The organism is Micromonospora sp. BS32 (genome assembly GCF_059089345.1).
In genome coordinates this window covers 189,749-212,813 of the sequence record NZ_JBSSHR010000001.1, presented here as the reverse complement: position 1 = coordinate 212,813, position 23,065 = coordinate 189,749, and the positions used below count along the sequence as shown (strand labels likewise).

General features: G+C 74.9%; 20 protein-coding genes. 9 read left to right on the top strand and 11 right to left on the bottom strand.

Annotated elements, in window-relative coordinates:
- Position 1: 1 nt before the first annotated feature.
- The 3 genes from AC5RWQ_RS00955 to ligD all read right to left on the bottom strand — a co-directional run bounded on the left by AC5RWQ_RS00955 (position 2) and on the right by ligD (position 7,093).
- Positions 2-2,746 carry an FtsX-like permease family protein gene (locus tag AC5RWQ_RS00955; protein WP_494280835.1) on the bottom strand — a complete coding sequence of 915 codons (2,745 nt, stop codon included), beginning with the start codon at positions 2,744-2,746 and terminating at the stop codon, positions 2-4.
- On the bottom strand, positions 2,743-5,943 hold the full coding sequence (locus AC5RWQ_RS00950) for an ABC transporter permease (RefSeq protein ID WP_494280834.1): 3,201 nt from the start codon (positions 5,941-5,943) through the stop codon (positions 2,743-2,745). The genes AC5RWQ_RS00955 and AC5RWQ_RS00950 overlap by 4 nt, the downstream gene beginning before the upstream one ends.
- A 121-nt stretch (positions 5,944-6,064) precedes the next feature.
- On the bottom strand, positions 6,065-7,093 hold the full coding sequence (gene ligD / locus AC5RWQ_RS00945) for a non-homologous end-joining DNA ligase (protein ID WP_494280833.1): 1,029 nt from the start codon (positions 7,091-7,093) through the stop codon (positions 6,065-6,067).
- Between the two features lie 47 nt (positions 7,094-7,140).
- Between ligD and msrB the strand changes: the two genes are divergently transcribed.
- Positions 7,141-7,545, top strand: coding sequence for a peptide-methionine (R)-S-oxide reductase MsrB (msrB, locus tag AC5RWQ_RS00940; RefSeq protein WP_494280832.1), 405 nt, complete (start codon positions 7,141-7,143; stop codon positions 7,543-7,545).
- Between the two features lie 27 nt (positions 7,546-7,572).
- Here the strand turns inward: msrB and AC5RWQ_RS00935 are convergent, their stop codons facing one another.
- Positions 7,573-7,848 carry an early set domain-containing protein gene (locus AC5RWQ_RS00935; protein ID WP_494280831.1) on the bottom strand — a complete coding sequence of 92 codons (276 nt, stop codon included), beginning with the start codon at positions 7,846-7,848 and terminating at the stop codon, positions 7,573-7,575.
- Between the two features lie 156 nt (positions 7,849-8,004).
- On the opposite strand from AC5RWQ_RS00935, the gene AC5RWQ_RS00930 reads away from it, so the two are divergent.
- Positions 8,005-8,262 carry a metallothionein gene (locus AC5RWQ_RS00930; RefSeq protein ID WP_494280830.1) on the top strand — a complete coding sequence of 86 codons (258 nt, stop codon included), beginning with the start codon at positions 8,005-8,007 and terminating at the stop codon, positions 8,260-8,262.
- A gap of 32 nt (positions 8,263-8,294) precedes the next feature.
- The gene (locus tag AC5RWQ_RS00925; RefSeq protein WP_494280829.1) at positions 8,295-8,735 is read left to right on the top strand and encodes a GNAT family N-acetyltransferase; all 441 of its coding nucleotides are present in this window, start codon (positions 8,295-8,297) and stop codon (positions 8,733-8,735) included.
- A gap of 18 nt (positions 8,736-8,753) precedes the next feature.
- Here the strand turns inward: AC5RWQ_RS00925 and hemQ are convergent, their stop codons facing one another.
- Genes hemQ through hemE form a run of 3 tightly spaced genes read right to left on the bottom strand, consistent with a single transcriptional unit; the run spans position 8,754 to position 11,994 of the window.
- Entirely contained in the window at positions 8,754-9,455 is a 702-nt protein-coding gene (gene hemQ / locus AC5RWQ_RS00920; protein ID WP_334485457.1) for a hydrogen peroxide-dependent heme synthase, read from the bottom strand.
- A complete protein-coding gene (hemG, locus tag AC5RWQ_RS00915) occupies positions 9,452-10,891 on the bottom strand; it encodes a protoporphyrinogen oxidase (RefSeq protein ID WP_494280828.1) in 1,440 nt (479 codons plus the stop codon). Before hemG ends, hemQ begins: the two co-directional genes overlap by 4 nt.
- 11 nt (positions 10,892-10,902) lie before the next feature.
- On the bottom strand, positions 10,903-11,994 hold the full coding sequence (hemE, locus tag AC5RWQ_RS00910; RefSeq protein WP_494280827.1) for a uroporphyrinogen decarboxylase: 1,092 nt from the start codon (positions 11,992-11,994) through the stop codon (positions 10,903-10,905).
- Between the two features lie 154 nt (positions 11,995-12,148).
- On the opposite strand from hemE, the gene AC5RWQ_RS00905 reads away from it, so the two are divergent.
- The 6 genes from AC5RWQ_RS00905 to AC5RWQ_RS00880 all read left to right on the top strand — a co-directional run bounded on the left by AC5RWQ_RS00905 (position 12,149) and on the right by AC5RWQ_RS00880 (position 19,674).
- Positions 12,149-12,721, top strand: a complete 573-nt coding sequence (locus AC5RWQ_RS00905) for a DUF3000 domain-containing protein (RefSeq protein WP_334485463.1) — start codon at positions 12,149-12,151, stop codon at positions 12,719-12,721.
- 136 nt (positions 12,722-12,857) lie between these two features.
- Positions 12,858-14,171: a ribonuclease D gene (locus AC5RWQ_RS00900; protein WP_494280826.1), complete on the top strand. Its 1,314-nt coding sequence runs from the start codon at positions 12,858-12,860 to the stop codon at positions 14,169-14,171.
- A 135-nt stretch (positions 14,172-14,306) separates the two neighbouring features.
- Positions 14,307-15,503, top strand: coding sequence for a thiolase family protein (locus tag AC5RWQ_RS00895; protein ID WP_494280825.1), 1,197 nt, complete (start codon positions 14,307-14,309; stop codon positions 15,501-15,503).
- Entirely contained in the window at positions 15,500-17,569 is a 2,070-nt protein-coding gene (locus AC5RWQ_RS00890; protein WP_494280824.1) for a 3-hydroxyacyl-CoA dehydrogenase NAD-binding domain-containing protein, read from the top strand. Before AC5RWQ_RS00895 ends, AC5RWQ_RS00890 begins: the two co-directional genes overlap by 4 nt.
- A 165-nt stretch (positions 17,570-17,734) precedes the next feature.
- Positions 17,735-18,796 (top strand): hypothetical protein, encoded by a 1,062-nt coding sequence (locus tag AC5RWQ_RS00885; RefSeq protein WP_494280823.1) that lies wholly within the window; start codon positions 17,735-17,737, stop codon positions 18,794-18,796.
- Positions 18,797-18,948: 152 nt separating this feature from the next.
- Positions 18,949-19,674 (top strand): hypothetical protein, encoded by a 726-nt coding sequence (locus AC5RWQ_RS00880; protein ID WP_494280822.1) that lies wholly within the window; start codon positions 18,949-18,951, stop codon positions 19,672-19,674.
- A 53-nt stretch (positions 19,675-19,727) separates the two neighbouring features.
- Here the strand turns inward: AC5RWQ_RS00880 and AC5RWQ_RS00875 are convergent, their stop codons facing one another.
- The 4 genes from AC5RWQ_RS00875 to AC5RWQ_RS00860 all read right to left on the bottom strand — a co-directional run bounded on the left by AC5RWQ_RS00875 (position 19,728) and on the right by AC5RWQ_RS00860 (position 23,062).
- Positions 19,728-20,117, bottom strand: a complete 390-nt coding sequence (locus AC5RWQ_RS00875; RefSeq protein ID WP_494280821.1) for a VOC family protein — start codon at positions 20,115-20,117, stop codon at positions 19,728-19,730.
- A gap of 159 nt (positions 20,118-20,276) precedes the next feature.
- Positions 20,277-21,176 (bottom strand): AEC family transporter, encoded by a 900-nt coding sequence (locus AC5RWQ_RS00870; protein WP_494280820.1) that lies wholly within the window; start codon positions 21,174-21,176, stop codon positions 20,277-20,279.
- 30 nt (positions 21,177-21,206) lie between these two features.
- On the bottom strand, positions 21,207-22,403 hold the full coding sequence (locus tag AC5RWQ_RS00865) for a sensor histidine kinase (RefSeq protein WP_494280819.1): 1,197 nt from the start codon (positions 22,401-22,403) through the stop codon (positions 21,207-21,209).
- Complete coding sequence (locus AC5RWQ_RS00860) at positions 22,400-23,062, bottom strand: response regulator transcription factor (RefSeq protein ID WP_334485481.1); 663 nt, start codon at positions 23,060-23,062, stop codon at positions 22,400-22,402. The genes AC5RWQ_RS00865 and AC5RWQ_RS00860 overlap by 4 nt, the downstream gene beginning before the upstream one ends.
- Between the last annotated feature and the right edge of the window lie 3 nt (positions 23,063-23,065).

Here is a 23,065-nt window from a genome sequence, read left to right as displayed (position 1 = left end):
GTCAGCTCTCCTCTCCGAGCCGGAGCACCTCACCGAGGCGCAGCCGGCGGTTGTTCAGGGCCTCCACGGCCACCGCGAAGCCGAGGGCGACCGCGCCGAGCGCGACCACCGCCGCGACCAGGCCGGGCGAGAACGCCACCCGCACGGGGGCGCCACTGGTGAAGGCGGACAGACCGAGCACGGGGATGAGCAGCAGCGGCAGCAACGCACCGACCAGCGCGCCGGTGAGCACCGCGGCGCCCACCAGCGGGGCCAGCTCCACCAGCAGCATCCCCCGCCACTGCCGGTGGGACAGGCCCAGGGTGCGCAGGCGGGACAGCAGCTGACCCCGCGACCGCGCCCCGGCCAGCACGGTGAACGCGATGGCCAGCAGCCCCAGGACCGCACCGGCACCGGCTCCCGCGGCGAAGCCGAATGCGAGCACCCCGTTCACCCCGCCCTCGCCCAACTCCCGGCGGGTCTGCGTCCAGGTGACCACCCGCACGCCGAGTGGTCGATCCTTGCCGACGACCGCCCCGCTGCGCTGGAACCGCGCCTGCCCCTCGTCGCCGGCCCGACGCAGCGTCGCCGCGTCGAGGTCGTCCCCGGCGACCAGGAAACCGGTGGGCACGACGGAGTGATCCCGGTGGGGCAGCGCCTGCCAGGGCAGGACGATGAACCGGCCGTTGGCCGTCTCCAGCATGGGGAAGGCGTCGGCCCGGTCGGCCACCCGGAACTCGTACCGCTGGCCCTGCACGGTGACGAAGGCGGAGCCGTCCAGGCCGGCGGCGGCCAGGTCGGCGGCGACCGCCGGGGACACCACCGCGGGCAGCGGTCCGGCCGTCCCGGCGGGGGCCAGGAGCGCGGCGGGCACCCGCACGTCCCGCCCGGCCTCCCGGGCCGTACGTGCCAGGGCCGGCCCGTCGACCAGCAGAACGCTGACGTCGCGGATCGCAGCGGCGACGCCGTCGCTGTCCTTCGCCAGCCGTTGCGTCGGCTCGGCGAGCAGCGGCGCCGCCGACCGGACCCCGGGCAGTTCCGCCAGCCGCGCACCGGTGTCCGGGGCGAACCGCTCACCCTGGACCAGCGCGTCGGCGGGCACCCGACCGTCGGCGACCGCGTCCCGGCCGGCCTCGACCCCGGTGGCCACGACGGCACAGAAGCCGGCGGTCCCGATCGCCAGCACGACCACCACCAGCGGCGCGGTGACCACGGCGACGTCGGCCCGGGCGGTGCCCAGGAATGCCACGCTGCCCCGGGCCCGGGCCGCGAGCCGGCCGGCCAGCCGCAGCGGCCACGGATAGACCCGGACCACGACCACCGCCGCCGCGACGGCCAGCAGCACCGGCACCCCCACCAGCAGCGGATCGACCTCGCCGAGGGTGAGTCCCCGGCGGCGCAGCAGCACCACCCCCAGCACGGCGAGCAGCAGGACGCCCAGTTCGACGGTGACCCGGTGGGCCGAGGGCCGCGAGCGCGTCCCGCTCCGCCGCCCGACGACCCCGGTCGGCGCCGCGGCCGTCGCCACCGGCAGGGCCAGCGTGACCAGGACGGTGAACAGCCCCGCCAGCGCCACGACGTCCCCGGGCGGCCCGGGGACCAGCGTCCCGAGCAGCCAACCCAGCACGCCGGCCGGCGGCACCACCAGCAGCGACTCCGCGAGGCTGCGCCGGACGCCCGCGCCGACCGTGCCGCCGCGGGCGCGCAGCAGGGTGAACTCGCTGCGCCGGCGGCGGACCGCGGAGCCGCTGGCCAGCACGACCAGCCCGGCCAGGGTCGCCAGCACCCCCGCCCCGATCACCGCGAGCAGGGTGCGGGCGGCCGCCATCCCGTCCACGAACTCCCCCAGCGGGATGTCCAACCGCTGGTAGAACGTCCGGCCCCCGGTCTCTCGGGACATCCGCCGTACGCCGTCGACGAGCGGGGTCAGCTCGCGGACGTCGAACCGGGTGGCGTCCACCCGATACCGCCAGCTGAACTGCACCGGCCAGCCCGCGGCGGCCTGCCGGTCCAGGGCCGCGCCACTGACCACCCCGGCGACGGTGAACGGCTCGCCGTCGCCCTGCGGCTCGCCGATCCGGAGCAGGGAGAAGAGGTCGTCCCAGCTGCCGTCGGCGGGATCGATGGGCTGGAACAGGCCCACCACCCGCAGCTGCGTCGGGGCCGGCGCGCCCGGCACAGTCTCGACCGCCCCGAGGGTCAGCCGACTGCCCACCCGCAGGTTGAGCGGGCGGGCCACGTCGGCGGCCAGCGCCACCTGCACGGGCTGGTCCGCGGCCGTCGCCTCGTCCGGCCAGCGTCCGTCGACCAGCGTGCCCGCCTCCCGGATGCCCGGCACCGTGCGCAGGCCGAGATCGACCAGGAGGTTCTTCGCCGCCAGGTCCGGGCCTCTCACCCGGCTCGGCGGGATGTCCGCGGTGAACCAACGCGACCCGACCGCCGAGCGCACCTCGGCCGGCATGGCCGCCTGCAGGGCGTCCAGGTCCGCCCGCTGGTCGGCCAGCAGCGACCCACCGCCGCCGGCGGCGAGGAGCCGCGGTGAGAAGTACGTCAAATCCCGGACCTGCGCGGGCTGACCGGCGAAGGACTCCCGCAGGCCCCGCTCGGCCTGCCAGTTCACCAACCGCGGCACCCCGCTGACCAGCAGCGTGGCGACCATCGTCAGCACCGCGAGCAGCACGAACTGCCCGCCGTACGCCCGGATCCGGCGAACCACCTCGCCGACGCCCGCCGCTGCGCCTCCGCGTACCCGACCGTCCGGTGTCACCGATCTCCCCCGATCCGCAGCTGCGCCGCCGCCACCCGCTGCCGGATGCCGAGGGCGATGAACACGCTGCACACCAGCGCCGCCAGCAGCAGCCCCACCGCGGTCGCCCCGATCGGTGCCCAGGGCAGCGCGAAGGCCGCCTCGGGCACCGGCCGGTCGGCCGACGGGGTGAGGACGACCAGCGGCGCCATCGTCGCGCCGACCGCCGTGCCGAGCAGCAGGCCGACCCCGACCCCGATCCCGGCCAGGAAGGTCTGCTCGGCCAGCAACGCCCGGGCCAGCAGCCGCGGTGAGGCGCCGAGGGTGTGCAGCACCGCGAACTCACCGAGCCGGTGTCGGGCGGTGGCCCAGACGTCGACCATCAGGCCGACCAGGGCCAGCAGCACCGACCCGAGCGCGGCGGCCAGCAGCCCGGTGCGGGCGCCCTGCCAGTACGGGTCCGCGGCGGCCTGCTCGGCCACCTCCGTCCGGTCGAGCAGGGTGGTGCCGGGCAGTTCGCCGAGCGCGCGGGCTGCCTCGGCGTGCCCTCCGTCGCCGGCGGAGAGCCACCACTCGGCCGGGGGACGGACGACGCCGTGGTCGCGCACCAGCCAGTCGACGGCGGCGGGCAGATCCAGCAGGATGCCCGCCCCGGTGGTGGTGGGCACGGCGGCGACCTCGCCGACGAAGGTCACCGGCACGGTGACGCCGGAGAGGCTGAGTGGGACGACGTCCCCGGGGCGCAGGCTCAGCGCCTCGCGGACCGCCGGCGTCATCAGCGCGGGAACCGGCCGGTTCTCACCGGGCGGCACCACCAGGAAGCGGGACGAGATCTGGTTGGCGAAGCGGCCGCCGTCGAAGTACGGGACCGTGTGCTCCGCGGTCAGGCCGGTGGCGGTGACCGCCATCTCGAGCTTCTCCTGCGGATCACCGGCGGTCGCGCGCCAGCCGTCGCCGAGCCGCACCGGCTGGACCGTTCCGTCCGCGCCGACGGCTCCCAGGCCGGTCAGCTCCAGCCGGTACGCCCGGCCCCGCACGTCCCCGGCGTCGAGTTCGAACCCGGCCAGCCGCAGCCCGCCCGGCCCGGCGTCGGGCAGGGCGACGGTGAACGGCAGCGCCGTGCCGTCGCTGCCGGCGGTGGCCACGGGCAGCCGGAAGGCCAACCCGTCGGCCCGGGTGAGCAGGACCGCCACCGCGACCCCGTGCGGGACGACGGCGCCGCGGACCGGGGTGCGGACGGTGCCGGTGAGCGAGGCGGCACCGGCGGGCAGGTCCACTCCGGCGGGCGCCCCCCGTGCCCGGGTCAACCGGTCGAACAGGGCCGGCACCGGCTCGTCGGCCAACCGGCCGTTGAGCCGGACCAGACCGCTCGCCGCGGACGCGTCGAGGCTCACCACCGTCGCCGGCAGGTCGTTGCGGCCGACCCGGATCTCGTCCCGCCACGCCGGCAGGGCCCGGTCCAGGCCGGGCAGTGCCGCGAGACGTCCGGCCCGGTCGTCGGGGGCGGCGCCGCTGCGTTCGACCAGCCGCAGGTCGGCGCCGACGGTGTGGTCCGCCCGTTCCACCTGGGACCGCTCGCCGGTGCTGATCAGCGACCAGGCCAGCGTGCTGCCGCCGACGGCCAGCGCGAGCAGCAGCACCGGCCCGGCGTGTGGCCGGCGGCCGGCCTGCCACATGCCGAACATGGTCGCCGTCCACGGCCGCCGGTCGACGAACCGCTCGGCGAACCGGGTCGCCGGCGGCAGCAGCCGCAGCGCCACCACCGCCCCGGCGAGCACGCCCAGCGTGGGCGCGGCGACCAGCAGCGGGTCCACCCCGAGCCGGCCGCCGGCGCCGGTCACCGGCGACGAGTACTGCCGCAGCTGCGCCCAGGCCAGCACGGCGAACCCGACCAGCACCAGGTCGACGCCGGCCCGCTGCACGGCGGCGGACCGGGTCGGCCGGGACCGGGCCGCCATGTCCGCCACGTACGTCCCCGCGCCGCGCAGCGTGGGGGCGACCATCACCACCAGGCAGCCCGCGGCGGTGGCGGCGGCGGCCACCCACACCAGGGTCCCGCTGCCCGCGGCCGGGCCGAGGTCCACCGGCCCGTCGGCGCCCAACCGGCGCAGCGCCCCGCCGGCGAGCAGCGGCCCGAACACGGCGGCGGGCACGACCACCAGGCTCGCTTCCCGGGCGGCGAGCCCCGCCAGCTGCCGGCGGGCGGCGCCGCGGGCGCGCAGCAGGGCCGTCTGCGGCCGCCGGTCCTGGTGCAGCAGCGCGGCGATCAGCACCAGGGCGTATCCGCCGAGGACGACGACGAGCAGCAGCGGGGTGGCCAGCGCGGAGCGGCCGGCGAGGTCCGCGCGGCCGATCCGGTCGAGCAGCCGGTCCATGCTCGTGACGGTCTGCGCGGACGAGCCGAGGCCGGCCACCTCGGGCACGTCGGTGGCGGCGGACGCCAGCGCCCGACGCACCTCGGGCAGCCGGGACGCCTCCACCGCGGTGAGGTCCGGGGCCACCACCCAGGAGGCGGAGACCGAGCCGGGGAAGGTCGCCGCGAAGGCCGCGGGGTCCAGCACGAACGGCCCGAACGACGAGGCGGAGCCGACGTCCGTCGGCGCGCCCACCCCGGGCGCCAGCCGCCAGTACGGATCGGCGGGGTCGCGGGGTCGCCAGGTGCCGGTCAGCAGCAGCTCGCCGTCCCGGCCGGAGCTGCGGTCGCGTACCGGCACCCGCTCCCCCGGGGTCAGGCCCAACCCGGCCGCGACCCGCTCCGGCAGGGTCACCTGCAACGGCCCGCCGCCGCCGACGGCCGGCCAGGAGCCGCCGGTCAGCTCCGCGTACCGGGGCAGGTCCTCGAGGGTGGTGAGGCCGGCGAAGGCCGGGTCGTCGTTCGAGCGGGCGACCGGGCCGAGGTCGCCGGTGAGTTCCCGGCCGGTGCCGTACCGGGCGGTGGTCACGGTGACCGGGGCGCCGCCGAGGCCGCCGGCGAGGCGGTCCCGGACCGCCTGGTCGCGGCTGGCGAATTCGGCCAGGTCGCGTCCGGCGGAGCCGCTGACCAGCAGGCTGCGTTCCTCGACCGGCGCGGAGGCGAGCAGGGCACGTTGCCCGGCCTCGGTCGCCCGGCGGTTGTAGTCGGAGAGTCCGGTGACCAACGCGACCGCCACCAGTGCCGCGACCACGGCGGCGAGCAGCAGCCCCCGTGCGGCGCGCGCCCGCCTCCACACCAGCTTCATCCGACGTCCTCCCCGGGCCCGCGATCGGGCCGACGACGAGAAGAAGTGCCGGCGGGTACGGAAAGGTTCGCGCCCGTTACATGATCGTTATTCGTTCCGGCGCAGGCCCCGCCGGACCGGGTCAGCGGGGGCGGTCACGGTCCTTGGAGGGCTGCACCCGCTTCGGCTCGCCGGGCATCTTGGGGTGGTCCGGCGGGTACGGCAGGTCGCCCTGCCCGGCGGCGGCGTCCCGGTCGGCCCACTCCAGCAGCGGGGTGATGTCGTAGGCGGTGTCGTCGATGCCGGCGTGCGGGTCGCCGCGCTCGGCGAGCCGGATCGGGACGCTGCGCAGGTCGAAGTCGTCCGGGTCGACGTCGGGCAGCTCCGCCCAGTCGACCGGGGTGGAGACGGTGGCCCGGGCGTTGGCCCGCAGCGAGTACGCGCAGGCGATCGTGCGGTCCCGGGCCATCTGGTTGTAGTCGACGAAGACCCGCTGACCGCGCTCCTCCTTCCACCAGGCGGTGGTGACCAGCTCGGGGCGGCGCCGCGCCAGCTCCCGGGCCAGCGCGATGGTGGCCCGGCGCACCTCGGTGAACGTCCAGCGGGGCTGGATCCGCAGGTAGACGTGCAGGCCCCGGCCGCCGGAGGTCTTCGGCCAGCCGGTGGCGCCCAGCTCGTCGAGGAGGCCGCGCAGCTCACCGGCGGCTGTCGCCGCGTCGGCGAAGTCGGTGCCGGGTTGCGGGTCGAGGTCGATCCGCAGCTCGTCGGGGCGGTCGACGTCGGCGGCCCGGACCGGCCACGGGTGGAACACGACGGTGCCCATCTGGGCGGCCCAGGCGACGTGGGCGAGATCCGCCGGGCAGAGCTCGTCGGCGCCGCGCCCGCTCGGGAAGGTGATCGTGGCGGTCTGCACCCAGGGCGGCACGCCGCGGGTGGGTATCCGCTTCTGGAAGAACATCTCCCCCTCGACGCCCTCCGGGAAGCGTTGCAGGGTGGTCGGCCGGGAGCGCAGCGCCCGCATGATGCCGTCGCCGACGGCGAGGTAGTAGTGGAAGACCTCGGCCTTGGTGAAGCCGCGCTGCGGAAAGATCACCCGGTCCGGGCTGGTCAGCCGGACGGTGTGCCCGGCCACCTCGATCTCGGTCACCGTCGCTTTCGCGCTGCCTGCCATCCCGCGACCATATGCGACGCCTCCGACGTCGGGCGTACCGTTGACGGGTGAGTCTTGACGAGAACGAACTGCCCCGCACCGAGGACGAGTGGCGGGTCCGGCTGACCCCGGAGGAGTTCCGGGTGCTGCGCGAGGCCGGCACCGAGCCCGCGTGGACCGGCGAGTACGTGGACACCAAGACCCGCGGCGTCTACCACTGCCGCGCCTGCGGCCTGGAGCTCTTCTCCAGCGACACCAAGTTCGACTCGCACTGCGGCTGGCCGAGCTTCGACGACGCCATCCCGGGCCGGGTCAAGGAGATCCAGGACAACACGCTCGGGATGACGCGGACGGAGATCCGCTGCGCCCGGTGCGACAGCCACCTCGGGCACGTCTTCCACGGCGAGGGCTTCACCCCGAAGGACACCCGGCACTGCGTCAACTCGGTGTCGATCCGGCTCGAGCCGAAGTAGGACCGCGCCCGGCGGGAAGGCGACCGGTCAGAGCAGCAGCAGGCTGCCCCGGTCGTCGACCCGGTCGGCGGAGTCGTCGTCGAGCCAGACGCCGCCACTGGCGAGGTAGCGGAACCGGTACTCGCCCGGGCCGAGCTTGACGGTCACCGTCCGGGTGCCGTCGCGTCGGGCGACCAGCTCGTGCCGGCCGGGCTCCCAGCCGTTGAAGCAGCCGACCACGCTCACCGTGCCGGGCGGGGCGTCCCGGGGCAGGCAGAAGGTGACCCGGGTCTGGTTGCCGAAGAGCTTGTTGCGCTTGATCACGTCGTCCTCCGGGATCGAGGCGGGTTCACCAGGCCCAACGCGTGACACGCCGGGGGCGAAACGCCGTACGGCCGGATCGGATCGCCGGTTTTCGCCCCGCCGGCCGCGCGATGGCCCACCCTGAGGGCTACCTGTCCTGATTTGGGGGTTTTCATCGTGGCTACCTGTGAGGTCTGCGGCAACGAGTACTGGATGGCGTTCGAGGTGCGCACGGTCAGCGGTGACACGCACACCTTCGACTGCTTCGAGTGCGCGGCGCAGAAGCTGGCGCCGGTCTGCGAGCACTGCCAGGTCAAGATTCTCGGCCACGGGGTCGAGGTCTCCGGCCGGTTCTTCTGCTGCGCCCACTGCGCCCGTGCCGAGGACGCCCAGGGCGCGGAGATCCGCGACGCGGTCGGCGCCCGCCCGGCCTGACCCCGGCCCGCGCCCCGCCCTACCATCGCGGGATGCCGCAGCCCACCACGCACGTCGCCCGCTTCGCGGAGCTGGACGCCCGGACCTTCCACGACCTGCTCCGGCTGCGGATCGACGTGTTCGTCGTCGAGCAGGCCTGCCCGTACCCGGAGCTGGACGGCCGGGACGTCGAACCGGGCACCCGCCACCTCTGGCTCGAGCAGGACGGGGCCGTCCTGGCGTACCTGAGGATCCTGGCCGATCCGGACGGCGTGGCCCGGATCGGCCGGGTGGTGGTGGCGCCGGCGGCTCGCGGCGGCGGGCACGCCGGGCGGCTGATGACCGAGGCGCTGCGGCTGGTCGGCGACGGCCCGTGCGTGCTGGAGGCCCAGTCCTACCTGGTCGGCTTCTACGCCCGGCACGGCTTCACGGTCACCGGGCCGGAGTACGTCGAGGACGGCATCCCGCACGTCCCGATGAGCCGGGAGCCCTGACGCTGCGGCCCGCCCGGCTCACACCAGGCAGTTGACGATGTCGGCGACCGAGCGGCGGCGACCGGTGTAGAACGGGATCTCCTCCCGGACGTGCCGGCGGGCGCCGGAGGCGCGCAGGTCCCGCATCAGGTCGACGATCCGGTGCAGTTCGTCGGCCTCGAAGGCGAGCATCCACTCGTAGTCGCCCAGCGCGAACGAGGCCACGGTGTTGGCCCGGACGTCGGGGTAGCCGCGGGCCATCTTGCCGTGCTCGGAGAGCAGCTCCCGCCGCTCGGCGTCGGGCAGCAGGTACCACTCGTACGACCGGACGAACGGGTAGACGCAGAGGTAGGGCCGGGGCTCCTCGTCGGCGAGGAACGCCGGGATGTGGCTCTTGTTGAACTCGGCCGGCCGGTGCAGCGCCATCTGGGACCAGACCGGGGTGAGCGCCCGACCCAGCGTGGTCCGGCGGAACCGCAGGTAGGCGTCCTGGAGCGCGTCGCTGGAGGGAGAGTGCCACCACACCATGACGTCGGCGTCGGCGCGCAGGCCGGCCACGTCGTACACGCCGCGGACCGTGACGTCCTTGCCGGCCAGCTCCTCGAAGAGCGACTCGACCTCGCCGCTGACGTTCTCCCGCAGCGCGGGCAGCGGGCTGGTGGCCCGGAACACCGACCACATGGTGTAGCGGATGCTGGCGTTGAGCTCCTTGAGCCGGGCCGCGTTGGTCTGCTCGGTCATTGACCCGATCCTCCCAGTGCTTCGATGATCTGCTCGGCCGCCGTCTCGCCGGAGCGGACGCAGACCGGGATGCCGACCCCGTCGTGACCGGCCCCGGCCAGGGCCAGCGTGGGGTGGCTGGCGTGCAGCGCCGCCCGGGTGGCGGCGAGCCGGTCGAGGTGACCGGGGGCGTACTGGGGCAGCGCGCCACCCCAGCGCTGCACGTGCGTGGCGACCGGCGGGGGCAGCGGGGTGCCCAGCACGGCCGACAGCTCCCGGTGCACGGTGGCGACCAGGTCGTCGTCGGCGAGCTGGAGCGAGGTCCCCTCGCCGTACCGGCCGACGGAGGCGCGGACCAGGGCGATCCCGTCCGGCCGGGCCAGGTGCCCCCACTTGGTGGTGAAGAAGGTGGACGCCTTGATCAGCAGCCCCTCGGTGGCCGGCACCAGGAAGCCGGAGAGCGCCGGCAGGGCGGGCTCCGGCAGGGCCAGGGTGATCAGGGCGACACTGGCGTAGTCGAGGTCGCCGACGGTCGCGGCGACCTCGGGGGCGACGTCGGCGAGCAGCCGGGCGGTCGGCCGGGCCGGCACGGCGAGCACGACCGCGTCGGCCTCGACCAGCTCCGGCTCGCGGGTCGGGCCGACGGTCAACTGCCAGCCGTCGGCGGTCGGCTTCAGCTCGCGCACGGCGGCGTCGCGCCGGATCGTCGCGCCGCTGGCCGTGGCCGCCGCCTCGACCAGCCGGCTGAGCCCACCGGCCACGGTGCCGAAGATCGGCCGGGCCGGGCCACCGGACCCGGCGGCGGCCTGCGCGGTCCGGGCCGAGGCGGCCTGCGCCGCCCGTACCGCCGCGGTCAGGGTGTGCTCGACGCGCGCGGCGCGGGCCAGCGCGGGCATGGTCGTCACCAGCGACAGGTCGTCCGCGCGGCCGGCGTACACCCCACCCAGCAGCGGGTCGACCAGGCGGTCCACCACCTGGTCGCCGAACCGGGGGCGGACCAGCGCGCCGACGGCAACGTCGGAGTCCGCGCCGAGCAGCGGGCGGCCACCGTCGCGGTCGGCGTCCGCCGGCGGCGACGCGACCGCCGCCACCTTCGCCAGGTCCCCGGGTACGCCCATCAGCGTGCCGCCGGGGATCGGGTGCAGCCCGCCGTCGACCGCGAGCGCGGCCTGCCCGACGGTCGGGTGGACGATCTCGTCGGCCAGGCCCAGCCGGTGGGCCAGGGTCACGGCGGCGGAGTCGCCACCGGTGGCCGGGTCGCGCATCAGGAACGACTCGGCGCCGAACTCCACCGGCTGCCCGAGCAGCTCACCGGTGCGCAGTTTGCCGCCGAGGGCGCCGGACTGCTCGTACACGGTGATCTCGGTGCCGGCCGGGGCGCGGTCGCGCAACCGGACGGCGGCGGCCAGCCCGGTGATCCCGCCACCGATCACCGCGATCCGCCAGGGCTGCCGCATCGTCGTCCTCCCTAGTCGGCCGGTCGCGCGGACACCTCGTGCACCAGCGCGACCACCCGGGTCAGCACGTCGGGGTCGGTCTCCGGCAGCACGCCGTGACCGAGGTTGAACACGTGGCCGGGCGCGGCCCGACCCTGCTCCAGGATCCGCCGGACCTCGGCCTCCACCACCGACCAGGGCGAGAGCAGCACGGCCGGGTCGAGGTTGCCCTGCACCGCCCGGCTCCTGCCGATCCGGCCGGTGGCCACGTCCAGCGGGGTACGCCAGTCCACGCCGACCACGTCGGCGCCGGCCTCCCCCATCGTGCCGAGCAGCTCGCCGGTGCCCACCCCGAAGTGGATCCGGGGCACCCCGGCGTCGGCCAGCCCGGCCAGCACGGCCGCCGAGTGCGGCAGCACGTAGCGGCGGTAGTCGGCCTCCGACAGCGCACCGGCCCAGGAGTCGAAGAGCTGCACCGCGGAGACGCCCGCGTCGACCTGCACCCGCAGGAAGGCCAGGGTCACCTCGGCGAGCCGGGAGCAGAGCGCGTGCCAGAGCTCCGGCTGGCCGTACATCAGGGCCTTGGTCTTCGCGTGGGTCCGCGACGGGCCGCCCTCGACCAGGTAGCTGGCCAGGGTGAAGGGGGCGCCGGCGAAGCCGATCAGCGGGGTGTCGCCCAGCTCGGCGACGAGCAGCCGGACCGCCTCGTCCACGTAGGACACGTCGTCGCGGCCGATCGGGCGGATCCGTTCGACGTCCTCGGCGGTGCGCACCGGCTCGGCCACCACCGGGCCGGTGCCGGCCACGATGTCCAGGTCGACGCCGGCCGCGGCGACCGGCACCACGATGTCGCTGAACAGGATCGCGGCGTCGACCCCGTGCCGGCGGACCGGCTGGAGGGTGATCTCGGCCACCAGCTCGGGGCGGCGGCAGGACTCCAGCATCCCGACGTTGGACCGGATCTCCCGGTACTCCGGCAGCGACCGGCCGGCCTGGCGCATGAACCAGACCGGGGTGTGCGGGACGGGTTCACGGCGGCAGGCGCGGACGAAGGGCGAGTCGGCCGGCCCGCCGGGGCGGGATTCTCCGTCTCGGGCGGCAGTGCCCGCGGTCTCGGTGCTCATCGCGGCAATCGTGCCACGGGGCCGGGCGCGGCCAGCCGGCAGCGCCACCTTTTGTGACCCGCGACCGCCCGACCGCCGCGCTGGCGGGCGGCGCGGGAGCGCTTCGGCGCGCCGTTGCGGCGGGCGGCCCGTGGGGCGGCATAGGCTGCCGGTCATGGCCCCCCCGATCGCGCTCCCGGAGACCTTCACCCGCGCGGTCGCCGGGCTGCGGTCGGTCACCCCCCGGGCGGAGATCGTGCTGGAGGAGGTGGGCGCACCGCAGCGCCTCGCCCCGTACGCCTTCGCGCTCTCCGCCACCGTGCTGCGCGACGAGGAGGAGGTGGCCACCGGGCGGCTGATCCTGCTGCACGACCCGGCGGGGCACGAGGCCTGGCAGGGCACCCTCCGTCTGGTCACCTACGTGACCGCCGAGCTGGAGGTCGACCTGGCGGCGGATCCACTGCTGCCGGGGGTCGGCTGGACCTGGCTGACCGACGCCCTGGAGGCGCACGACGCCGGCTACCGAGCGGCCGGCGGCACCATCACCCAGACCATGTCGACCCGGTTCGGCGAGCTGGCCGGGCCGCCCGCCGCGGGGGACATCGAGATCCGGGCGTCCTGGACGCCGCTCGGCGCGGACCTCGCCGCGCACCTGCTCGCCTGGTGCGCGCTGCTCGCGTCGACGGCGGGGCTGCCCCCGCCCGGGGTGACCGCGCTGCCCGAGCGCAGGCCGGCCGGCGCGGCCTGAGCAGCGCCGCCGAGCTGCCCCGGCGCGACGAGTCGGCCGGATTGTCCGGCGCCGTCCGGTGGACTGCCGGCCACCCGACCGACACGCGCCCGACCGGCTGCGCACACCGGATGGCGCGGCGCACTAGGGTTGTCAGGTGACCGACGAACCACCCCTGCGCCGTCGGGCCGCCGAAAGCCGTACGGGAGACGCCTCGCCCTCGGCCGCGCCGGAGCCGGAGAACGTGGGGACCGACCAGCCCAGCGGCGGCCCCGTTCCGCTGATCGCTCCCCGCGACGGTACGCCCCAGCCGGTGGCCACCCCGCGCGAACTCGACGAGGTCGTGGCCCGCTTCGCCGCGGGCACCGGCCCGGTGGCCCTGGACGCCGAGCGCGCCTCCGGCTACCGCTACAGCCAGCGCGCCTACCTGGTGCAGCTGCGGCGGGAGGGCGCCGGCACGGCGCTGATCGACCCGTTGCCGCTGGCCGACCTGACCGTGCTCGACGAGGCGATCGGCGGGGCCGAGTGGGTGCTGCACGCCGCCAGCCAGGATCTGGCCTGCCTGGCCGAGGTGGGGTTGCGCCCGCGCCGGCTCTTCGACACCGAACTGGCCGCCCGGCTGGCCGGCTTCGAGCGGGTCGGCCTGGCCGCGCTCACCGAGCAGCTGCTCGGCTACAGCCTGGAGAAGCACCACTCGGCGGCGGACTGGTCCAGCCGACCGCTGCCGGAGTCCTGGCTGACCTACGCCGCGCTGGACGTGGAGATGCTGGTCGACCTGCGCGACGCGCTGGACGCGGAGCTCCAGCGGCAGGGCAAGTCGGCGTGGGCGGCCGAGGAGTTCGCGGCGCTGGTGCGCAACGGTGCCCGCCCGCCCCGGGTGCGCGCCGAGCCGTGGCGGCGCACCTCGGGCATCCACCGGGTGCGCGGGGCGCGGGCCCAGGCCCGGGTGCGTTCCCTCTGGTACGCCCGGGACCAGATCGCCGCCCGCCGGGACGCTGCCCCGGGGCGGGTGCTGCCGGACTCGGCGATCGTGGCCGCCGCCGAGCTGGACCCGAAGGACGAGCGGACCCTGCTGACCCTGCCCGGGTTCGGCGGCCGCTCGGTGCGCCGACTGGCGCGTACCTGGCTGGCGGCCCTGGACGACGCCCGGCAGCTGCCGGAGGATGCCCTGCCGGCGACGCCGACGGTCGAGGGGCCCCCGCCGCCGCACCGCTGGGCGGAGCGGGACCCGGTGGCCGCCGGCCGGCTGGCCCGCTGCCGGGAGGCGGTGGTCCGGATCGCCGGTGCGCACAACCTCCCGCCGGAGAACCTGATCGCCCCGGACTCGATCCGCCGGCTGGCCTGGGTCCCCCCGGAGGAGATCACCGAGGACACGGTCGCGGAGACCCTGCGCACCTTCGGCGCCCGCGAGTGGCAGCTCACCCTCCTGGTCCCGAACCTCACCGCCGCCCTCCCCACCCCCGCTCCCTGACCGCCCTCCGGCCCGTCCCGCCCGCCGGGACGCCAGGTCGCGCGTGTGGGATGGGCCACACGGGGGGTGGTGACGGGGTTGGTTACTGACGAGTAGCATCCGAGTCAAATGCCAGTGCCGGCTAGGAGGCTCCAAGTGCCCCGTGAAGTCAGGGATGTCGTCTTCGTCGACGGCGTCCGTACCCCCTTCGGCAAGGCGGGTGGCATGTACGCCAACACCCGCGCCGACGACCTGGTGATCCGCTGCATCCGCGAGCTGCTGCGCCGTAACCCGCAGCTGCCGCCCGAGCGGGTCGAGGAGGTGGCCATCGCCGCCACCACCCAGATCGGCGACCAGGGCCTCACCATCGGTCGTACCGCCGCCCTGCTGGCCGGCCTGCCCAAGACCGTTCCCGGCTTCGCCATCGACCGGATGTGCGCCGGCGCGATGACCGCGGTGACCTCCGTCGCCGGCGGCATCGCCATGGGCGCCTACGACATCGCCATCGCCGGCGGCGTCGAGCACATGGGCCGCCACCCGATGGGTGAGGGCGTCGACCCCAACCCGCGGATCATCTCAGAGAAGCTGGTCGACCCGTCCGCCCTGGTCATGGGCGCCACGGCGGAGAACCTGCACGACCGGGTCCCGCACATCACCAAGCAGCGCACCGACGCGTTCGCGCTCGCCTCGCAGCAGAAGACCGCCAAGGCGTACGCCAACGGCAAGCTCCAGGACGACCTGGTGCCGGTCGCCATCCGCGACGACGAGAACGGCTGGGGCCTGGCCACCGTCGACGAGGCCCCGCGGGACACCTCGCTGGAGAAGCTCGGCAGCCTGAAGACCCCGTTCCGCCCGCACGGCAAGGTCACCGCGGGCAACGCGGCCGGCCTGAACGACGGCGCCACCGCGAGCCTGCTCGCCGACGAGGCGACCGCCCGCGAGCTGGGCCTGCCGATCGCCATGCGGCTGGTGTCGTTCGGCTTCGTCGGCGTCGAGCCCGAGGTGATGGGCGTCGGCCCGATCCCGTCGACCGAGAAGGCGCTGCGCATCGCCGGCCTGACCATCGACGACATTGGCCTGTTCGAGCTGAACGAGGCGTTCGCCGTGCAGGTGCTCGCCTTCCTCGACCACTTCGGCATCGCCGACGACGACCCCCGGGTCAACCCGTGGGGCGGCGCGATCGCCATCGGTCACCCGCTCGCCTCCTCGGGCGTACGGCTGATGACCCAGCTGGCCCGGCAGTTCGCCGAGCACCCCGAGGTCCGCTACGGCGTCACCGCCATGTGCATCGGCATCGGCATGGGCGGCACGGTCATCTGGGAGAACCCGAACTGGGAGGGTGGAGACAAGTGAGCGCGCTCGCCGCACCGAACGAGGTCGTCACCCGGGCGCTGCTGCGCCAGGTGAACGTACCGGGGCTGGACCGCCCCGCCGCCCTGATCACCCTGGACAACGGCTTCGACCACACCAAGCCGAACACCTTCGGCCCGGCCGGCCTGACCAGCCTGGACGAGGCGATCACCGCCGCGCTGGCCGCGAACCCGGCGTTCATCGCGGTCACCGGCAAGCCGTACATCTTCTGCGTCGGCGCCGACATCGTCGGCCTGCCGGCGCTCGCCGACCGCGAGCAGGCCCTCGAGGTCGGCCGGCTCGGCCACCGGGTCTTCGCCCGGCTCAAGGACAGCCAGATCCCGACCTTCGCCTTCGTCAACGGCGCGGCGATGGGCGGCGGCCTGGAGCTGGCCCTGCACTGCCACTACCGGACGCTCTCCGGCGGCGCGGCGGCGCTGGCCCTGCCCGAGGTCTCCCTCGGCCTGGTCCCCGGCTGGGGCGGCACCCAGCTGCTGCCGAACCTGATCGGCATCCCCGCCGCCACCCAGGTGATCATCCAGAACCCGCTGATGCAGAACAAGATGCTCAAGCCGAAGCAGGCTGCCGAGATGGGCATCGCGGACGTGCTGCTCGAACCGGCCGACTTCCTGGAGCGGTCGCTGGAGTGGGCCGCCGGCGTGGTCCGGGGCGAGGTCACCGTGACCCGGCCCGAGGTCGACAAGGACATGTGGGCGGGCGTGCTCTACTTCGCCCGGCAGACCCTCGACCAGCGGCTGCACGGCGCGGTCCCGGCCGCGTACAAGGCGCTGGACCTGCTGGAGACGGCGAAGGACGCCGACTTCGCCACCGGCACCGCCGCCGAGGACGAGGCCCTGGCCGACCTGGTCTTCTCCGAGGAGCTGCGCAGCGGCCTGTACGCCTTCGACCTGGTGCAGCGGCGGGCCAAGCGGCCGGCCGGCGCGCCGGACAAGGGCCTGGCCCGGCCGGTCACCAAGGTGGGCATCGTGGGCGCCGGCCTGATGGCCAGCCAGCTCGCCCTGCTCTTCGCCCGCCGCCTCCAGGTGCCGGTCGTCATGACCGACCTGGACCAGTCGCGGGTCGACAAGGGCGTCGGCTACGTGCACACCCAGATCGAGAAGGCCGTCAGCAAGGGCCGGATGGACAAGGGCACCGCCGCCAAGCTGTACGGCCTGGTCAGCGGCTCGGTCGACAAGTCGGTCTTCGCCGACGCCGACTTCGTCATCGAGGCCGTCTTCGAGGACCTGAACGTCAAGAAGCAGGTCTGGGCCGAGCTGGAGAAGATCGTCAAGCCGGAGGCGGTGCTGGCGACGAACACCTCGTCGCTGTCGATCACCGCGATGGCCGAGGAGCTGGAGCACCCCGAGCGGGTGGTCGGCTTCCACTTCTTCAACCCGGTCGCCGTGCTGCCGCTGCTGGAGATCGTCCGCGGCGAGCGGACCGACGACGTCACGCTGGCCACCGCGTTCGCGGTCGGTAAGCAGCTGAAGAAGTCCTCGGTGCTGGTCAAGGACGCCCCGGCGTTCGTGGTCAACCGGCTGCTGACCCGCTTCCTCGGCACGGTCTTCGCCGCCGTCGACGCGGGCACCCCGCTGGACGTGGCGAACAGCGCGCTGGACCCGCTGGGCCTGCCGATGCGCCCGCTCGCCCTGCTCCAGCTGGTCGGGCCGGCCGTCGCGTACCACGTGGGCGGCACCCTGCACGAGGCGTTCCCGGACCGGTTCACCGTCAGCGAGAACCTCAAGCGGATCGCCGAGTCCGGCCAGCCGATCGTCGTCGACGACCAGGTCAACGACGAGGTCGCCAAGCTGCTCGTGGTCGGCGACCAGCCACTCACCGCCGAGCAGGTGCGCCAGAACGCGCTCGACGCGCTGGCGCAGGAGATCCGGCTGATGCTCGACGAGGGCGTTGTCGCCGAGGCGCAGGACATCGACCTGTGCATGATCCTCGGCGCCGGCTGGCCGTTCCACCTGGGCGGCGTCACGCCGTACCTGGACCGGACCGGCACCTCCGAGCGGGTCGCCGGCCAGCGGTTCCTGCCGCGCGGTGCGGCCAGCCTGCCCGCCTGATCCGTCCTGCACCCCCGCGATCGCGGTGGTCGGAGCGTCCACATCGGACGCCCCGGCCACCGCGATCGTCGTTGCGGGCGCCGCCTACGGTCGGGAACGGGGCAGCGGGACGAGGCGTCGGCTGGCTACCATCACCCGTTCTCTTCTTCGCCTGGAGCTGATCTGATGTCCTCACCGCCGGTGGATCCCTGGTCCGCGCAGCCGGAACACGGCCCGCCCCACCCACCCCACCCCCAGCCGTACGGCGGGCAGCCCGCGCCGCCGCCGTCCGGCGAGTGGCCGACCGCGTCGTACCCGACCACCCCGACCCCGCAGGGCGGTGGCTGGGCGCCCGCCCCGGCACCGGGCGGTCACCCCGCCGACCCGTACCCCACGCAGGCGTACGGCGGCTACCCCCCGCAGGGTCAGCCGGGCCCCGGTCCGGACGCCACGCAGGCGTACGGCGGTTACCCCTCGCCGGGTCACGCGGGCCCCGGTCCGGACGCCACCCAGGCGTACCCGGGATTCCAGGGCGCACCGTTCGGCGCGCCGGTGGGGCCGCCGCCGGCGCCCGCGCCGAAGAAGTCCCGGCTGCCGCTGATCCTGTCGCTGGCGCTGGCCGGCCTGCTGGTGCTCTGCCTGGGCGGAGGCGGGCTGGTCTTCGCCGCCCTCTCCGGTGATGACGACCCCGCGCCGCTGGCCAGCGGCGGGCCGTCGGCCAGCCGCGGCGCCACCCCGGCGGAGACGGCCACCGCCGCACCGACGCCCAGCGAGACGGAGGAGGCCCTCGGCCGGGTCCGGCTGGTCACCCCGAAGACCCTGGCCGGCCGGGCGAAGAGCACCGAGCCGGAGCTGCGTCGGCTGGCCGACCAGATGAACCGGGACATGAGGTCCACCGTCCGCAACGAGACCGGCGCGATGAGCGGCTTCTACGGCAGCGCGGAGAAGCGCAACCTGGTCATGGTGGCCGGGGCGTCCGGCCCGGTCATCCTCCCCGAGCAGGAGCTCGACGAGGCCATCGACGGGCTCGAGACCACCCTGGCCGTGAAGAAGATGACGGCGATCAGCCCGGGCCCGCTGGGCGGCGTGGCGAAGTGCGGCGACGGCAAGGCGGCCGGCATCGCGCTGGGTGTCTGCGTCTGGGCCGACCACGGCAGCGTCGGCATGATCATCATGTACTTCTCGTCGGCCCGGAAGGCGAAGGCCGAGTTCGTCACGATCCGGGGTCAGATCGAGAAGCGGTCCTGACGGCGGAGGGTCCCGGTGACCGTTGTGCGGCCCCGCCGTCGGGACCCTCCTGTCTGGACGGATGCGTCACCTTCGGCTCGGGCGGGGCGGCGAGACCAGAGCGGGTCTGGCTAAGATCACGGTCTTTGTCCCGTAGACCTGGAGCTGACCTGATGTCCCAGCCGCCGGCCAATCCCTACCCCTCTCAGCCGGAGAGCGGCGCGTACCCGCAGCCCGGCGGTCACCCGTCGCCGCAGGACCCGACGTTCGCGGCCCAGCCGGGCCAGCCGTACGGGGAGCCGCCCGCCCCGCCGGCCAAGAAGAAGTCCACCCTCAAGATCGTGCTGATCGTCCTCGCCGTGCTGCTGGTGCTCTGCCTCGGCGGCGCCGCGATCGCCGCGTTCGCCGTCAAGGACGACGTCAAGGAGGCGGTCGACGCGGTCAACACCAAGGTGGTCGCGCCGACCACGCTGGCCGGCCGCAAGCAGATCACCGACCCGGAGCTGAAGGCGCTCTCCGACCAGATGGTCACCGAGATGAAGTCCTCGGTGCAGAACGAGAGCGGCGCGGTCGGCGCCTTCTACGGCGACCCGGCCAAGCAGGACCTGGTCATGATCGCCGCCGCGTCCGGCCTGCTGGCCGACCCGAAGAAGGAGCTGGACGACGCGGTCAAGGGGCTCTCCACCGAGCTGGCCGTCAGCAACATGACCGCGGTCGACGCCGGTCCGCTCGGCGGCGAGGCCCGTTGCGGCGACGGCAAGACCGAGCAGGTCCCGCTGGGCGTGTGCGTCTGGTCCGACAAGGGCAGCCTCGGCATGGTCGTGATGTTCTTCAAGTCCGCCGACGCGGCCAAGGCCGAGTTCGCCACCATGCGCCGGCAGATCGAGCAGCGCTCCTGACCCGTACGGCGTGAACCGGGCCCCGTCCACCATGGTGGACGGGGCCCGGTCCGTCAGCTGGCCGTGGCGGCGCGTTCCGCCTCGCCGCGGCACACGCAGAACTCGTTGCCCTCCGGGTCAACCAGCACCACCCAGCCGGTGCCGTCCGGCCGTCGGCGGTCGGTCACCAGGCTCGCGCCGTGCCCGAGCAGCCGCTCGACCTCGGCGTCCCGGGTTCGCTCGGTGGGCTCCACGTCGAGGTGGAACGCGCCCTTGCCGTGCCGTTCCTCGACCCGGACGAAGAGCAGGTCCGGGCCCTCGCCGGGCGGCGCGAGCAGGACGGCCTCCGGGTCACCCGGGAAGTCGTCGTCGTGCAGCCGGCGGTCGAGCACCCCGGACCACCAGGTGGCCAGGGTGTAGGGGTCGTTCGATTCGACGGTGACGCATCTGATCCGTGCGGTCACGGTGTTTCCTCCGGTTGGGATGGAGGCGCCCCGCGGATGTCAGCGGTGGTCGGTACGGGGCGCGGGACAGGTCATGGTGGACATCGCCGCACCCCCTCTCATCGGCTCGGGCTGACCGGATGATCATGCCAGCCGTCGGCCACGTCGACAAGCCCCGGTTCAGCTCAGCAGCGCCCCGGCCACCGCCAGGGTGACCATCGACAGCGCGGTGGTCGCGATGACCGTCTCCCGGGCCACCGCCTGACCGCCGCCGTACTCCCGGGCGAAGATGTAGGTGTTCTGGGCGGTGGGCAGCGCCGCGCACACCACGAGGGCCAGCAGGTCGGCCCGGCCGACCCCGGCCAGCAGCCCCACCGACCAGGCGACCAGCGGCTGCGCCAACAGCTTCAACCCGGACAGCACGGCCACCTCGCCCTTCCCGCCGGGACGGGGGCCGGCGCCGGTCAGCGACAGCCCGAGCGCGACCAGCGCGGTCGGTACGGCCGCCGCGCCGAGCAGCGCCAGCGGCGCGGCCACCAGCTGCGGCGGATGCCAGCCCAGGCCGGAGCAGAGCGCGCCGAGGGCCGGTCCGGCGATCACCGGGTTGCGCAGCGGCAGGGTCAGCAGCCGGCCCGGGCGCAGCGGCCGGCCCGCGCCGCGGTCGAGCAGCACCAGGATCACCGGGGTGACCACCAGCACCTGGAAGAGCAGCACCTCGGTGAGGAAGGCGGCGTCGCCGAGCACCTGCAAGGCCACCGGGATGCCGAGGTTCGCCGAGTTGACGTACCCGGCGGCCATCGCCGCGATCGTGGCCTCGCCGACGGACCGGTGGCGCAGCACCGCGCCGAGGACGAAGGCCACTCCCATGGTGACGAAGGTGCTGACGGCGAAGGCGGCCAGGGCCCTCGGGTGCACCGCCAGCCGGGTCCGGGAGAGCGTGGTGAACAGCGCCGCCGGCATCGCCAGGTGGAAGACGAAAGCGCCGAGCACCCGCTCGGCCTCCGCCCCCAGCAGCCGCCGTCGACCGATCCACCAGCCGAGCCCGGTGAGCACCCAGATGGGTACGAAGGCGGCGAGCACCCGAGCAGCCTACGCAGTGGCCCGCCGGGGCTACGGCCGGGCGACCGGCGGGACGGCGCCCGGCCGGCCGGCGGGCGCGGCGACCGTGGCGTCGGCGGACGGCAGGGTCACCGTCACCTCCAGCCCGCCGCCCTTGCGGGCGTCCACCTGCACGGTGCCGCCGTGCGCGTCGCAGACCGCCCGGACGATGGAGAGTCCCAGGCCGGAGCCGCGTGCCCCGGTCCGTTCCCGGCCGCCCCGGCGGAACGGCTCGAACAGCCCCGGCACGTCGGCCTGGTCGACCTCGAAGCCGGTGTTCCCCACCACCAGCCAGGAGCTGCGCCCGTCGGTGCCCGTCCGCACCCACATCCGCCCGTGCAGGTGGTTGTAGCGGACCGCGTTCTCGATCAGGTTGCCGGCCAGCCGGTCCAGCAGTCCGGGGTCGCCGACCACCGGGGCCGGCCGGAGCGACGTCTGCACCCGCAGCCCGATCCGCTCCACCTCGCGGGCCACCGCGGAGAGCGCGTTGGCCGTACCGGTGGCCAGGTCGCACTCGGCCCGACGGGCCAGCCGCCGGCCGGCCTGCGCCTCGCTGCGGGCCAGCACCAACAGTGCGTCCACCAGTCCGTTGGCCCGCTCCGAGGCGTCCCGGACCACGGTGGCCATCCGGCGGTACTCGGCGGTGTCCGCCTCGTCGTCGCTGAGCGTCACGTCGATCTCGGTCCGCATCACCGCCAGCGGGGTCCGCAGCTCGTGCGAGGCGTTGGCGACGAACCGTCGCTGCGCCTCGAACGCGGCGGCGATCCGGTCCAGCATGGCGTCGAAGGTACGGGCCAGCTCGGCCACCTCGTCGTCCGTGCCGGACCAGCCGATCCGCTGGTCGAGGGTGGCCTCGCCGAGCCGCCGCGCGGTCGCGGTGACCTGGCGCAGCGGGCGCAGCGCCCGGCCGGCCACCAGGTACGCCCCGGCGACCCCGACCACGCTGATCGCCAGGAACGCGACCAGGCCCTTGAGCAGCAGCTCCTGCGACGCGGCGTCGACCAGCTGGCGCTGCCACACCGCGGCGTCGAGCGAGCGACCGTCGGCCAGCAGCACCGTGGTGCCTTGCCGCAGCTCATCGCTGGGCCGCAGCGCGTCGCGGACCAGCAGCCAGGCCAGCCCCACCAGGATCGCCCCCGCGCCGACCAGCAGCACCCCGTTGAGCAGGGTCAGCCGCAGCCGCAGCGTGGGACGCAGCCGCGCGCTCACGAGTTCACCGTTCGGTAGCCGGCGCCGACCACCGTCTCGATCAGCTGCGGGTCGCCGAGCTTCTTGCGCAACGTCATGACGGTGACCCGGACGATGGTGGTGAACGGATCGGTGTTGGCGTCCCAGACCCGTTCCAGCAGCTCCTCGCTGGAGACCACCGCCCCGCGCGCCTTGACCAGCTCGCAGAGCACGCCGAACTCCTTGTTGGTCAGGTCGACCGGGGCGCCGCCCCGGGTGACCACCCGCCGGGCCGGATCGATGACCACGTCGGCGACCGCCAGCACCGGCGGGGCGGCCGGGGTGGCCCGGCGGCCGAGCGCCTGCACCCGGGCGACCAGCTCGTCGAAGGCGAACGGCTTGGGCAGATAGTCGTCGGCGCCCAGCCCCAGCCCGGCCACCCGGTCGGCGACCGAGTCGCTGGCGGTGAGCATCAGCACCCGGGTCAGCGTGCCGGAGGCGGCCAGGTCGGCGCAGATCTGGTCGCCGTGCACCCCGGGCAGGTCCCGGTCGAGCACCACCACGTCGTACCGGGTGACGAAGGCGGCCTCGTGGCCGGCGTCCCCGTCGTACGCCACGTCGACCGCCATCCCCCGCTTGCGCAACCCGCGCGCGATCGCGTCGGCGAGGTTCCGCTCGTCCTCGACCACCAACACCCGCATCCG